This is a genomic window from Enterobacter cloacae complex sp. 385G4 (assembly GCF_057320665.1).
The window spans coordinates 228,688-242,386 of the sequence record NZ_JBXWDD010000006.1 but is presented as its reverse complement, the minus strand read 5'-3'; the positions used below and the strand labels follow the sequence as shown (position 1 = coordinate 242,386).

Below are 13,699 nucleotides of genomic sequence, written 5' to 3'. Positions count from 1 at the left end.
GATGTTCGCCCCGTCCTGCGAGGCGAACAAAACAAACTCGGTACGTAATGACATGGTATCTCTCGCATCCCAGGGCATAAGCGACTCCATAGACGGGTTCTTATGCCTTAGTTGTAAGTGTCTACCATGTCCCCGAACAAGTGTTCACTATGTCCCCGGACTGTACACCCTCAAGGGAGAGGGGGTCGTCCGTGCTGGCATTATTTACTGGGGATCCCTCAGCACACAGGGAGAGGGAGAAAACCGCGCTACTTTTTGCGTGAGAGCTTAAACGCGATAAACAGGAACACCACCCATACCGGCAGCAGCATTGCTGAAAGCCGCATCTCATCCATGGTGCACATCAGCACCAGAATCAGCCCAAGGAAGGCGATACAGAGGTAGTTCCCCGCCGGGTAGAGCAGCGCCTTAAACTGCGTTTCGCGCCCTTTGCGGCGCATCGCCGCGCGAAAGCGCAGGTGCGCCAGGCAGATCATGATCCAGTTCAGCAGCAGCGTGGCAACAACCAGCGCCATCAGCAGGCCAAACGCCTCTTTCGGCAGCAGGTAGTTAATCAGCACCACCAGCGAGGTGATAGCGCCAGAAAGGAACAGCGAATTGATCGGCACGCCGCGACGACTCACGCGGGTGAGGAACTTCGGCGCGTTGCCCTGTACGGAGAGGCCAAACAGCATACGGCTGTTGGAGTAGACCCCGCTGTTGTACACCGACAAAGAGGCCACCAGAATGACAAAGTTCAGTGCCGAAGCCACCACGTTGCTGTTGAGATCGTGGAAAATCATCACGAACGGGCTGCTGTCGGACTTCACTTCCACCCACGGGTAAAGCGCCAGCAGCACCACCAGCGAGCCGATATAGAACAGCAGAATACGGTACACCACCTGGTTGACCGCTTTCGGAATGCTTTTGTGCGGATCGCGCGCTTCGGCCGCGGTAATGCCAATCAGCTCCAGACCGCCGAAGGAGAACATAATCACCGCCAACGAGAGGATAAGCCCTTTCCAGCCAGTCGCCAGGAAGCCGCCGTGCTGCCAAAGGTTGTCGATAGTGGCCCGCTCGCCGCCGTGGCCGGAGAACAGCAGCCACAGGCCAAAGCCGATCATGCCGATAATCGCCAGCACCTTAATCAGCGCAAACCAGAACTCGGTTTCACCATACAGGCGCACGTTGACGAGGTTAACGGCGTTAATGATGATGAAGAAGGCCGCCGCCCAGATCCATGTGGGCACGTCCGGCAGCCAGTACTGCATGTAGATGCCTGCAGCGGTCAGCTCCGCCATCCCCACCAGCACGAACATCACCCAGTAGTTCCAGCCGGAGAGGAAGCCTGCGAACGGGCCCCAGTATTTATAGGCAAAGTGCGCGAAGGAGCCTGACACCGGCTCTTCAACGACCATCTCGCCGAGCTGGCGCATGATCAGGAAGGCGATAATCCCGGCGATAGCGTAACCCAGCAGAACCGCCGGACCGGCCATCTGAATGGCGGGGCCGATGCCGAGAAACAGCCCAGTACCGATTGCGCCACCGAGGGCAATTAACTGAATATGTCGATTTTGCAAACCACGTTGCAGCGTCGGATTCTGATCCGACGAGGCTTCAGCGCGACCATGGCCTGAAGCGGATGACGCGTCTTTCACGCCCTACCCCTGTCTCTTTTTTAGAAGGGGCACGTTTTAACACTTCATGCTGGTGGTAGCAAGCTTAACGCCGGGCCAGCGCGTGCGCCCGGCGGATAAACGTCACGACCCGATAATTCCGCCGTCCGCTTTCACGATCACCACCGTGGACGATCGCGGGCGTCCGTTCGGACTGGCGTCCGGCCAGTTGGAGACGGCGCGCGGATTGGCCGGATCGGTAATATCATCCCCGCCCTCCCCTGGGTGCTGAATGTTGATAAACAGCGTGCGGTTGTCCGGCGTAAACGCAATGCCGGTGATCTCACACCCGCGCGGCCCGGTCAGGAAACGGCGATACTCGTTGGTGCCCGGAATGGTCGCCACCATCTGGTTATTGCCCATCCCCTCATACGCTTTCTTATTGATGGTGCTGGAGGAGACGTCGGTCTGGATCCACAGGACGCCCTGATGATCGAAAGAGAGTCCGTCCGGACTGCCGAATGCCGCGCCCTGCATGGAGCCTTTGGCCTTCGGATCGTCGCCGTCGGTGCGTCCGGCCATGACCAGAATATCCCACTTAAAGCGTGTGGCAGCAGGGTCCGCGCCGTCTTCGTGCCAGTGCATGATATGCCCAAACACGTTGTTGGCGCGCGGGTTGGCGGCATCCACCGGCGCTTTCCCCTCTTTCCCGCGATCGCTGTTGTTGGTGAGCGTACAGTAGACGCTGCCGCTGGCGTGCGGATCGACGGCTATCCATTCGGGGCGATCCATTTTGGTCGCCCCCACCGCGTCGGCCGCCAGGCGGGTTTTAATCAGCAGATCGCCCTGGCTTTCAAACCCTTTACTCTTATCCAGGCCATTTTGCCCGAAGATCAGCGGCAGCCAGTCTCCGCTCCCGTCCTCGTTGAACCTCGCGACGTACAGCGTGCCGGAGGTCAGCAGCTGCATATTGGCTTCACGGTTCGCGGGATCGTATTTTTTGTCCGAGACAAACTTATAGATGTACTCAAACTTCTGATCGTCCCCCATGTAGACCACCACGCGGTTATCGGCGGCGAGCGTGACGGCTGCCCCCTCATGCTTGAAGCGGCCCAGGGCGGTGTGCTTGCGCGGTGTGGAGGTGGGGTTGTAGGGATCGATCTCCACGACCCAGCCGAAACGGTTGGGTTCGTTAGGGGTTTTATCCACGCTGAACCGCTCGTCCACCTCGTTCCAGCGGTAGGATTCATCGCTGTCGCTGATGCCGTAACGTTTTTCCAGCGGATTGAAATCGGCTTTTTTGACAAAAATATCCGACCAGTTTTCCTCGCAGGTGAGATAGGTGCCCCACGGCGTGTGGCCGTTAGCGCAGTTTTGCATGGTGCCCAGCACGCGTTCCCCCTGCGGGTCGGCGGCGGTTTTCATTAAGTCCTGATGCCGCGCCGGGCCGGTAAGCTGCATCGGCGTATTGACGGTGATACGGCGGGCATATGAAGACGGGCGTACCACCTGCCAGTCGCTGCCCGCTTTTTTCACTTCCACCACCGAGACGCCCATCGCGTTCTGCCCCTTGCGGGCCTTGTCGAGGCTCCAGTTCGCCGTACCGTCGGTAAACAGCATCCCGTTGTCGATGTATTCATGGTTCATCGCCAGCAGGCCATGCTCCGGGTTTTGCTCCCCCTGCGGCAGGCTAAACCACGCCATGCCGTCGTGGTGCATGCCCGCCTGCACGGCCTGTTCGTCCGTGGTGTTGCTGGCGTCCGGCTTAAAGGCCGGCATGTTGTTTTTGATCCCCGTCGGGTCACCCCAGCGATAGAACGGGCGGGCAATATAGCCTTCCGGCACCCTGACCGTATCTTCGGTGGAGACGTCGATGCTGGTAAAGCCCAGGGAAACCGCTTTTGCCAGCGCGGAAGGCTTCGATACCGCGGCAATGGCGTTCTCAGGTTTGATCAGAAACGGGAATGATACGGCGGCCCCCGCAACGGCCCCCATCTGGAGAAAACGGCGGCGGGAGAGGAACACCTCCGCCACCTCGGAGAATACCGGGTTTGCGCTGCGGTTAGCGATGTCGTCGCGATGTTCTTTTTTAAAAACGGATTTGAGGGGTCTGCCCATAGCGGCTTCCTGTCATTGGCCAAGAGGTAAAGAGTTGGCGACCAGTGTAAGAAGCTTTTATTACAATTTTATAACACGATGACGGAAGGATGGGGGCATCCGTGCCCCGGATAACGAGGTGGAACGCTTAGAACTCGTAGCCAACCGAGACCTTAAAGGTACGCGGTTCGCCCTGAGTGATGTAGGTACCGGAATCGTCCACGCTGGCCCAGTAGTTCTCATTGGTCACGTTGTCGATGCCCGCGCGCACGGTCATCTGGTTTGCGTTGTGGTTCACCGCGAAGCGATAGCGCATGCCCAGATCCAGCGTGGTGTAGCTATCCAGCTTTTTGCTGTTCGCGAGATCGGCATACTGCGTGCCGGAGTGGTTCACGCGCGCGGTCGCTGTCAGGCCGTCAACCGGCTTGATGTCGTACTCCGCGCCCAGCACGGCGTAGAAGTTCGGAATACCGATCGCATCGTTGCCCTGGTTCACGCCGTTTTTGGTTTTGGTTAGCTCCGCCTGCAGCCAGGTGGCACTGGCGTTCAGACGCATCCCGAGCATCGGCTCGCCGAAGACGTTCAGCTCCACGCCACGGTTACGCTGCTCCGCATCCAGGCCGTAGTGATTGTTAGCATCGAGGATCGCCGAGGGCATTTTAATCTCAAACAGCGCCAGAGAGCCGCCCACGCGCCCGAAGTCCGCCTTCACGCCCACTTCGTTCTGCTTAGAGTGAACGATGCCGGTGCTCTGGCCGTAGTTGGTGGCGGTGTTAGGTGCGGTTTTGCCCGGCTGCAGCGCTTCGGTGTGGTTGGCGTAGAGGGAAATTTCTTCCCACGGTTTGTAAACCACGCCGTAGGTTGGCATCCAGCGGCTGCCGTCGAAGCCGTCCGCGTCGTTCTCTGCGCCGGTAATTTTGTTATACCCGCGAACGACCACTTTCTGATGGCGCGCGCCTGCGGTGAACAGCAGCTTGTCATCAAGCACGCCCAGGGTATCGCTCAGCAGCCAGCCCTGGGTGCGGGTGCGCCCGCTGGTCAGCGGATCGCTGTATTTACCGCCGGAGCCGTTGAAGTTGGTGCTGTCCGGCATATCCACGCCGGTGTTGTGGTAGATGTTGGTGGTCGGGTTATCCTTCGCCGCCGACATTTTCCACGCGATTTTTTCGTTTTTGGTCATTGCGGAGTACCCGACGTTGACCTTGTGCGAGACGAAGCCGGTGTTGAAGTTGCCGCGAATGCCCGCCATCCCGCTGACGGAATCGCTGATGCGGTTGGTATCCAGACGGCTGACCGTTGCGTTACCGCTCTTGTCCACCAGCTTCGGCGCGCTGTAGATCCCCTCTTCGTGCGCGTGCTGCGCGCCGAGGCCGGTATAGGCGGTCCAGCTGTCGGTGATGTCGTACTCGCTGCGCCACATCCCGAACTCGTTTTCGATATCGCTGTAGGCCCACTTCTGCGAGAAGTTACGATCGTTCTTCGGCGGTTCAGGCACGAAGTCCACCGCCGAGATGTTGACGCTGGTCGGGCTGCCGTGGAAGGTTTTCTTCTGATAGCCCAGATCCAGCGAGGTGCGGAAGCGGTCGCCTTTGTAGTCCAGGCCGGTGGAGAGCAGCGTGGTGCGGCGGCGGTCGTTCGGTACGCCGGTTTCGCCTTCACGATGCACGAGGTTCACGCGCGCGCCGAACTGGTCGTTATCGCCAAAGCGACGCCCCGCATCCAGCGTGGTGCCAATCTGGGAATCCGAGGTGTAGTCCACGCCCACTTTCGCCTGCGGCGTTTCCCCGGCATGCTTTGGCTCAAGGTTAATCATCCCGCCCACGCCCGAGCTTGCCGCGCCGTTCATCAGGGAGTTGGCCCCTTTGAAGATCTCAATGCGGTCAACCATCTGGGCATCCACCACCTGACGCGGCAGCACGCCGGAGAGGCCACCGAAGGTCATGTCGTCGCCGTCAAACTTCAGGCCGCGAATGCGGAAGGTTTCCGCGCTGTTGCCGTAACCCTGCACAAACTGAACGCCCGCGTCGTTGGCGACCACGTCAGCAATGGTTTTCGCCTGCTGATCTTCCACCAGTTTTGAGGTGTAGCTGATGATATTGAACGGCACGTCCATGGCGTTCTGCTGGCCGAGCATCCCCATTCGCCCGCCGTTCGCCACCTGCCCGTCAAGGAAGGCCGGCACCAGCTGGTCGCCACCGGGTTTAAAGTCGCCGGCAGGTGCAGACTGCACAACGATGGTGTCTTCTTTTTTATCCTCTGCCGCCCAAGCGGAATGTGTAACAGCGCCAATGGCGAGCGCCAGCAGCGTTTTGTGCATTTTGGTGTTGTTCATCGTTAACTCGTTTGAAAGTGCGCGCAAAAATAGCCCGTGGACGGGCCTTAGAATATATTGGTTGCAATGCAAATGAGAACTATACGCATTATCTATGCTTTGGCAAGCGCAAATCTCTGCAGGATCCTGCTCAAGTTAATGCGTGATAAAAGGGGATGCTCACCTTGCGCTGAACCATTTAAGTGAACACGCACGGAAAATTGATGCCATTTTGGCAAACATGACGCAAATACGACAGAAGGAGAAAATCAGGCTGGTTTGAAACTGGCGTAAGTGCCTGTTTCTAAATGGCACGCCCTGTAGGATTCGAACCTACGACCTACGGCTTAGAAGGCCGTTGCTCTATCCAACTGAGCTAAGGGCGCACTGAGAAGAGTGAACTTCGCGGTGGTGAAACGCGAAGAATTATACGGTCAATGTCAGGTGAGTCAATGCCTTTTCCGTTTTCGGGGGCAATTACCGCTAGCCGATTGTAAATACGGCTATTTTCTCAACATTTCTCACTGTTTCATCGTAAAATTTAGCGCTGCGAAAAGGCTTAGTTGCATTTAAGTAACGCCTGCTGTTTTCCTGCTCGTCGGCTCGTCACACTAGAGCGAGGTTTCCCGGCCGCCTGGAGGCTGACAGACAACAGGACAATGGAGTGACAGCGCAAAACCCGTTCGATACGCCCCCCCGGTTACAGTTTATTTCTCAGGACATCGTCGGCATCAAACTGGAGCCTGTCGTCGCCCTCACCTCTCAGCGTCAGGTTGGCGTGGAGGTGCTTAGCATTCTGTCCGAAACGCAGCACAGCGAGGATTTTTTCCGCCATCAGTCGGCAGGCTGGTCAATGACGCTGCTTGAAGCGCAGCTTGCCGCACTAAAAAAGACGCCGCACGGTAATAACCTTTTTATTAATCTGCCGATAACCGTTCTGACAGAGCCAGCGTCTTTTCAGCGGCTCATCAATCTGAAAAACACGCCGCTGAATATCGAGATTGTTGACCTCTCTGCCTTTCTGGCGTTCTCTGCCGCACAGAAGCAGCGCGTCATTCAAAACCTGTCGAAACTCCGGGAACAGGGGCACAGTATATGGCTGGATGACATCGACGAAACGGTCATTCAGCCGTTTTTATTTTGTCGATTACCGTTGAACGGCATCAAAATTGATAAGGGCGCATTCTGGCGTTTACGCGCTACACCCGCGCTGAGGCAGCTGGTTTCACGTTGCTTTCAGCTGGCCGGGAGCGTGCTCATCGAAGGTATTGAGACTGAACGCGATCGCACCTGGGCACTGCAGGCAGGCGCAGATCTCGGCCAGGGATATTACTGGCCGTCCTGGACATGGCCGGAGGATTAAAGAGCCATTTCCAGGAGGGAGACCATGCGAATGACAGTGCGCCGTTACCGGCGGCGGCGTACAGGAAGTGATGCACTGGGATTTACGCACTCACCTTTTGCTCCCCCCTTTTTCGACCGGCTCGAGTTTTTGAGCCAGTCCATCAGCCAGCCCCGAAAAACCGACGCTCCGTTTATCATTCTGGTCACGGAGGATCATTTTCTGCGCACCGGTTTTCTCAATGGACAGTTTCCCCTGAGCAGCTGTTGCGACTATATCTCGCTGGATGATGCGCTCGGCGCTCAGGCACAATGGCCTTCAGCGCGTCTGGTGGTGGATGTAGAAAGCCGTTCCACCGGGCTGATTGATCAACTGGATCAGTTAAGAAGGCATAGCCTGTATCCCCCCTTCCTGACGCCGTGGCTACTGGTCCGGGCAGATAATTATGATACCCGCCTCTTCTGCAAAGCGGCGGGGCCTTTTCACGTGCTGGAACGTCAGATGAACGCGGCAGGGCTTCAACACAGCCTGATGGATGCCCGCCCACCGCAGGGGTCCGATAAAGACTGGTTTTCCCGCAATGAATGGCCCATTTTGCAGGAGCTTGCCCGCGGTAAGACGCTGCGTCAGATTGCCCTTCTGCAGAATCGCCCCTATAGCCGCATTATCTATCGTCTCAGCTGCATCCTGCTTAAGCTGGGGCTGAGCCATCGCCAGGAATTGTTACACCTTCTTAATAACCTCTCTGACTGCACGTTTTAACTTACGCACTAACTTCTTATTTCCTAAAGCGCTTTAGGAATTTACTTACCACGCATGTTATGAAATGGTTAAATTTTAACAATGTATTCGATTTTATAACTATTCCTAATTTATGGTTCGGAACCATGTGAAATGTCACAGAATGAACCAAAGGCAGCACTTTCCTCCATCCGTTAAGTGAATGCAGAAGGCGTTAATAAGATGATAATGATGTAAAAACAAGCAGCTTCGCTTCACTCTCCAGGAGCGGAAAGCAAAGTGAATAGCATGTTCTCCTGCGCGATGATGGCGTGACGTTGATGCGCCTTAAGCACTTTCAGATGAAGGTTTGACACCTTGCGAGGGCACTTTTTCGCCTCTTTGACCCTGGGTCGCCCGCCGAATCGACGGTCTTTTTTATTAACAATTACGCAACATAAAGAGACATCTGTTATTTTTTGTTATTACATAAAGATGAAAAGATGCGGTAAATGGGATAACAGGATATTTCCGCTAAATTTAAAAACATAGCCATTAAGATCCAGAAGATAATACAAACCAATAAGCGGAGACTAATTTACAGGGTTTTCGGAAAAAACTTACTCTGTATAATAAGATGCGTACCAAATCTGAATAAGAAAAATCTTTTTGCCAACACCAGCCAAATGAGATGACCGCGCTGAGGCACTGTTCTTTTCATTACGTAAACAAGGATGCTTTCGCTCTTTCCAGGGAAATACTACGGTATAGGGATCTGCACTTTATATCCTTCCGGCATTTCGAGAGTTTTACAAAACTCTACATAACGCTTTTAACAATCTGAGGCATTAAAAATGAAACCGGCATCCGTTATCATTATGGACGAACATCCTATCGTCAGAATGTCGATAGAGGTCCTGCTACAGAAAAATAAAAATATCACAGTCAAGCTTAAGTCTGGCGATAGCCATGAAGTTCTTGACTGTATTCGTAATCATCCTATCGATTTGGTGATCCTTGACATCGAACTTACGGGCACAGATGCCTTCGCTTTACTGAAGAGAATCAGAAACTTAAACAAAGACATCAAGATTCTGTTCCTCTCCTCTAAATCAGAGTTATTTTACGCGGGTCGTGCGATTCGCGCCGGGGCCAACGGCTTCGTCAGTAAACGAAAAGATTTGGGTGAGATCTACAACGCCGTAGAGATGATTCTGATGGGTTATTCTTTTTTCCCGTCGGAAACGCTGAATTTTATAAACCATATGGGTTCGGGAAAAGGGATGGCAGCGGATATGCCATTATCGAATCGCGAGGTCACGGTATTACGTTATCTGGCGAATGGATTATCCAATAAGGAGATTGCTGAACAGTTACTGTTGAGCAATAAGACCATCAGTGCGCACAAATCCAATATTTATTCCAAGCTTGGCGTACAAAGCATCGTGGAATTAATAGATTACGCCAAAGCGCACGAGCTGCTATAACCTGAATTCACTCCCTGCAGTTTATCCGAGCTGCAGGGAGTGCGGTCAGCGCTAATTATAATTAATCATGAAGGTAGCATCCGCATCAGCCCGTCCGGGCTGAGGGTTATCGGCCGTAGCAATATAATTGGCATAAAATGATAGGGTCGCATTCCCCTGTGCATCAACCGTGACCGGCTGGCTGGCCTGCTGAAGCGCCAGACGCGTTTTATCCGCATCCCTGATCTCGACGGCGACGTGGCTCGCTGTACTGGCATCATTCAGCGCCAGCAACCCGCTATTGCTCCCGTCAGCCTTACCCGAGAACGTAATGGACGCCGCCCCGGGCGGACAGCCGGTCAGCTTCAGCGTGAAGGGCATAGGCTGCGTGCGGCTCCCCGTGGTGTTGAGCTGCTTCGTGGGCCAGGTGCCCAGCGTGACCGTTTTGTCGCTATCGTTACCCTCTGCCACGCAGGTGAAATCGACAATATTGCCGTAGAGCCGAATATTAATTTCGCCCAATGCGGTTTCCGCCTGAGCCTGGGTGCAAAGCGCAAAGAGCGCCACGGTGATAAAACGGATCCCGTTTCGCATGTCTGCTCCTTAGTCGTAATCCACACGCAAATATCCGCGCGAGGTAAAGCGCCCTTCCGCTGGCTTGTTGCCCGTCACGCTCACCGGCCAGACCCGGATCCCCACCTGCGCCTGCGCGCTGTCGTCCAGGCGGAACGGAATTTTGCTCGTCAGGTTGTTAGGCGTGAGCGGCGCACCGCTCTCGTTGGCAATGATAAACCCCACATCCGGGTTATCCGACACCACCACATTATTGGAGACCTTTTCAGCCTCGACGCGCATCGTCAGCATGGCGTTTGCCTCCACGTTGGTGCATTTAATCGCGATGGTTTTACTTTGCGATGAGACGCCCTCCGGCTTGTTACCCACGCCCGCCTTGCTGAACAGGGAGGCGCCAATGTCGCCGAAATCAAATTCAACCACATTGCCGGCGTTGATGGCGCAGCTCTGCGGCACCTGTATGGTTCCGCTGTAGCTGATGGTGTAGACCGGCGTGGTCAACGGATCGGAGGAGGTGGTGGTGACGTAAACGCGGAACATGGTGGCACGCGGGATCACCACCATATTAATAAAGCGTCGGGTCACCTTAAGACGGAAAATAAGGCTGGAATCCTGCACGCCAAACGGTTTGTTTTTTGAAACGTTCGGATGGCTCCCCATCTGGATATAGTTTTTGGGTGGATAAAACGCGCCAGCATAGCTGTCCGTGATCTTCATCGCCCCGTCCAGATAGTCGTTAAGCTTCAGATACTGATAGCCATCGCTGGTCCCGGTGATCGGGTAATCCGTCACGTAGCTGCGCTTGGTGGTATTCCCGACGGTGCCCTTCGGGCAGACGGCGTTTACCCCCACCCACTGCGATTTCTCGCTGAGGGTGACAACCTGCCCAACCTGGTTATTCGAGCTGTTGAATTTATCCGTCAGGTCGTAATGCACCTCCGTCGGCACGCCCTTTTCATTGACGCACACGGTGGCTAACGCGTTTGTCGCGGGCAGGATTGCCAGAAGCGACAAGGCAAAGATATGGATTTTAATCACAGCGGATCCCCTTAAGTGTGATCGCCTGTTGCAGGCTCTTTTCAGGCAAGCTGTAAGGCGCACGGCACTGGGACTGCGCCCCGTTACCCCACTGGACCAGCAGTTCGCCTTCCAGCGGCAGCCCACTCAGGTAAATTTGCCCGTCATCCCCCACCATGCTGGTCACGCCGCTCTGGGTTTCGCGCACCACGGCGCCGAACGGCACCGGCTGGTTGCCGCGCGTTACCGTCAGCAGGGCGCGCACGCCAATGCGGGTATCAAAGCTGGCGCGGACCAGCGCGCCTTTGGTCGGCACCACGCTGCTCACGTTGTTTTCGATGTCGGTGTTGTTGCTCATGGTATTGGTATCCAGCGCCACGCGGTTGTAGCGGTAGACGGTGGCGTACGGCATGACCGCGTAGCCTCGCCAGTCGGTCTTCACGCCGGTCTGGTTTTCCACGCTGACGCCTGATGCCCCCGGCGCCTTAATCAGCACGTTGGTATCGCCCAGCGGCTGGCTGAAGGTCACGCCGTCTGAATGGCCAACTACCCCACCGGAGAGCTGCCAGTTGAGATCGTGCTGATCGCGGGAATAGTTGTAGCCCACGCCCAGCGTGCCGTAGGTTGCCTGCCAGTTGGCGCTGGCGCTTCCGCTTGAGCCGTTGGTGCTGGCGTGTCCCTGGGTCACGCTGTAGTTCAGGTTGCGGTCCTCAAGCAGCGTGCCGCTGACGCCGGTTTGCCAGCTCGTGTCGCCATCGCTGTTTCGGCTGGCGGATGCGGTGGCATAGGCGCGATCGATCGCGCTGTCCCGGCGATAGCCCTGGCGGGTAAAGAGGCTAAACGGCACGGAGACGTTAAACGACGCGATCCGGTCGGTACCGTCGATCCCGACGGATTTGTTCCACGACCATGACAGGGAGTAGTTGATCCCCTTAACGCCCCCCGCGTAGCCCAGCTGATACCAGAGGTTCGTTTCGTCCGTCCCCCAGTAGGTTTGCTCACTCCCGGAGATATAGACCGAGCCGTAATCCCCCAGCGACTGGGAAATGTTGAGCTGGAAGCGGCCTTTTTTATTCCACGTCAGGTTGTGATAGCTCTGCACGTCCGGCACATCGTTATCGTCCTGGCTATCGGCATACTGGTAGCCCTCCATTGAGCGCCAGGCCACGTCGTCCAGGGTGTAAAACCCCTTCGTTGAGTAGCGGTAGCCCAGCAGCTGGAAGTTGGTGCCAAACCCGTTCAGCGATTTTGCATACAGAAAACGCAGGGACTGACCTTCATGTTTGCTGTCGTCCGCGAGCTGGCTGCGGGCGTGGGTGATATCGACGGAGACTGCGCCCCAGTCACCGAGGTTTTTTCCGGCCCCGACGGCCACTGCGGTATAGCGTGACGCCAGCTGGGTGCCGCCATAGAGCGTAAAGCCGTTAGCAAGGCCGGTAATCAGGGTGCCCTGGGCGAAGAACGGTGTATCCTGGTCGCTGTTACCGCTGCGGTAATCCCCCGCCACGAGGTCATATTTCCAGCGCCCTTCACGCTGCAGGAGCGGCACGGTGGAGTACGGCACGGTGTAGCGCTGCTGGCTGCCGTCTTTCTCTTCCACCGTGACGTCAAGGTCACCGCTGGAGGAGGTCGGGTTAAGATCGGTAATGGCGAACGCGCCGGGCTGGACGTAGCTTTGATAGATAACGTAGCCGTTCTGACGAACCACCACTTTGGCAGGCGTACGGGCAATACCGCGCACGGTCGGCGCATAACCCTGCAGGCTGTCGGGGTACATGCTGTCAGACGAATAGAGCCGCCCGCCGCGAAAACCGACGCTGTCGAAAACGTCATTCCCGGTGTTGCTGTCGCCCAGCACCAGCTCACTTTTCAGTGGGATAACGGTGCGCTGCGCCCAGGTGCCAATATTCTGCCACTCGCTGCGCCGCTTCCCGTTATTTTGCGTGTAGCGCCATGCGCCGTTGTTGCGTAAACGCCAGGCGCCATAGTTCAGCCCGCTCTGCAGGTTCAGGTAATAGCTGTCGTCTTCGCTTCCCCGGTTGCCCGTAAAGCTGTAGTTCACCAGCGCGGCGGGAATGCCTTCATCCCACTGTTCAGGCGGAATATAGCCGCGCGCGCTGTTTTGCATTGCCACCTGCGGCAGGCTGACGTTCAGGCGCTGTGAAGCAAAGTTAAATACCGTTTCGCTGCCGGGAATGGCCGTGGTCAATGGAACGCACGTTTCACCCTGCACCTTCGCCAGCTCGGGAAATGCGGCAACGTTGACGCCAAAGCGATCGAGCATCGCGCGCGTAATGCACGGCGACAGGCCGCCCGCCACCGGCGGCGTGTTCTCGGCCTGTTCAAAACGCACGTCCTGGGTGCCGATAAACTCATCGTTACGCCAGATATCCACGCGATAGATGCCGGGTGCCTGCTGGTGCCCCTGTTCAAAACGCGACAAATCCGCCACGCTGGCGGTGTCGTCGGACAAGAAGGCCGGGTTGAAGTAGCTTTCGCTCCAGCCAGCCTGCGGCCAGAGCGCGGCCATCAGCGCCAGTGCAACCGGGCAGTAACGTCCCTGGTGGTTTTTCATCGC

9 protein-coding genes, 1 tRNA gene and 1 pseudogene are annotated in these 13,699 nt (G+C 56.3%); 4 read left to right on the top strand and 7 right to left on the bottom strand.

Annotated features, from left to right (window positions below; genetic code table 11):
* Positions 1-248 precede the first annotated feature (248 nt).
* The 3 genes from pheP to AC2FAJ_RS16975 all read right to left on the bottom strand — a co-directional run bounded on the left by pheP (position 249) and on the right by AC2FAJ_RS16975 (position 6,024).
* Complete coding sequence (pheP, locus tag AC2FAJ_RS16985; RefSeq protein WP_060573193.1) at positions 249-1,637, bottom strand: phenylalanine transporter; 1,389 nt, start codon at positions 1,635-1,637, stop codon at positions 249-251.
* A gap of 102 nt (positions 1,638-1,739) precedes the next feature.
* Positions 1,740-3,713 (bottom strand): PhoX family protein, encoded by a 1,974-nt coding sequence (locus tag AC2FAJ_RS16980; protein WP_248113889.1) that lies wholly within the window; start codon positions 3,711-3,713, stop codon positions 1,740-1,742.
* Between the two features lie 127 nt (positions 3,714-3,840).
* Entirely contained in the window at positions 3,841-6,024 is a 2,184-nt protein-coding gene (locus tag AC2FAJ_RS16975) for a TonB-dependent receptor (RefSeq protein WP_059355418.1), read from the bottom strand.
* Positions 6,025-6,178: 154 nt separating this feature from the next.
* On the opposite strand from AC2FAJ_RS16975, the pseudogene AC2FAJ_RS16970 reads away from it, so the two are divergent.
* Positions 6,179-6,297: pseudogene (locus tag AC2FAJ_RS16970) on the top strand (hypothetical protein); the annotation flags it as partial.
* Between the two features lie 15 nt (positions 6,298-6,312).
* Here AC2FAJ_RS16970 and AC2FAJ_RS16965 read toward each other — a convergent pair.
* Positions 6,313-6,389, bottom strand: a tRNA-Arg gene (locus tag AC2FAJ_RS16965).
* 278 nt (positions 6,390-6,667) lie between these two features.
* Between AC2FAJ_RS16965 and AC2FAJ_RS16960 the strand changes: the two genes are divergently transcribed.
* The 3 genes from AC2FAJ_RS16960 (at position 6,668) to fimZ (ending at position 9,552) form a co-directional block, all read left to right on the top strand.
* Positions 6,668-7,366: an EAL domain-containing protein gene (locus AC2FAJ_RS16960; protein WP_047362396.1), complete on the top strand. Its 699-nt coding sequence runs from the start codon at positions 6,668-6,670 to the stop codon at positions 7,364-7,366.
* A 24-nt stretch (positions 7,367-7,390) separates the two neighbouring features.
* Entirely contained in the window at positions 7,391-8,107 is a 717-nt protein-coding gene (locus tag AC2FAJ_RS16955) for a helix-turn-helix transcriptional regulator (protein WP_041911031.1), read from the top strand.
* A gap of 812 nt (positions 8,108-8,919) precedes the next feature.
* Entirely contained in the window at positions 8,920-9,552 is a 633-nt protein-coding gene (gene fimZ / locus AC2FAJ_RS16950) for a fimbria biosynthesis transcriptional regulator FimZ (RefSeq protein ID WP_028012232.1), read from the top strand.
* A gap of 51 nt (positions 9,553-9,603) precedes the next feature.
* Here fimZ and sfmF read toward each other — a convergent pair whose 3' ends face one another.
* Genes sfmF through AC2FAJ_RS16935 form a run of 3 tightly spaced genes read right to left on the bottom strand, consistent with a single transcriptional unit; the run spans position 9,604 to position 13,696 of the window.
* The gene (gene sfmF / locus AC2FAJ_RS16945) at positions 9,604-10,125 is read right to left on the bottom strand and encodes a fimbria assembly protein (protein WP_028012231.1); all 522 of its coding nucleotides are present in this window, start codon (positions 10,123-10,125) and stop codon (positions 9,604-9,606) included.
* 9 nt (positions 10,126-10,134) lie between these two features.
* Complete coding sequence (gene fimH / locus AC2FAJ_RS16940; protein WP_045631416.1) at positions 10,135-11,142, bottom strand: type 1 fimbria D-mannose specific adhesin FimH; 1,008 nt, start codon at positions 11,140-11,142, stop codon at positions 10,135-10,137.
* Complete coding sequence (locus AC2FAJ_RS16935; RefSeq protein ID WP_041911034.1) at positions 11,135-13,696, bottom strand: fimbrial biogenesis usher protein; 2,562 nt, start codon at positions 13,694-13,696, stop codon at positions 11,135-11,137. Before AC2FAJ_RS16935 ends, fimH begins: the two co-directional genes overlap by 8 nt.
* Positions 13,697-13,699: the final 3 nt, after the last annotated feature.

Excerpts from the sequence above, each read along its gene's own strand:
- AC2FAJ_RS16980 (WP_248113889.1), bottom strand. The coding sequence starts at position 3,713 with ATGGGCAGACCCCTCAAATCCGTTTTTAAAAAAGAACATCGCGACGAC.
- AC2FAJ_RS16975 (WP_059355418.1), bottom strand. The coding sequence starts at position 6,024 with ATGAACAACACCAAAATGCACAAAACGCTGCTGGCGCTCGCCATTGGC.
- AC2FAJ_RS16955 (WP_041911031.1), top strand. The coding sequence starts at position 7,391 with ATGCGAATGACAGTGCGCCGTTACCGGCGGCGGCGTACAGGAAGTGAT.
- fimZ (WP_028012232.1), top strand. The coding sequence starts at position 8,920 with ATGAAACCGGCATCCGTTATCATTATGGACGAACATCCTATCGTCAGA.
- sfmF (WP_028012231.1), bottom strand. The coding sequence starts at position 10,125 with ATGCGAAACGGGATCCGTTTTATCACCGTGGCGCTCTTTGCGCTTTGC.
- AC2FAJ_RS16935 (WP_041911034.1), bottom strand. The coding sequence starts at position 13,696 with ATGAAAAACCACCAGGGACGTTACTGCCCGGTTGCACTGGCGCTGATG.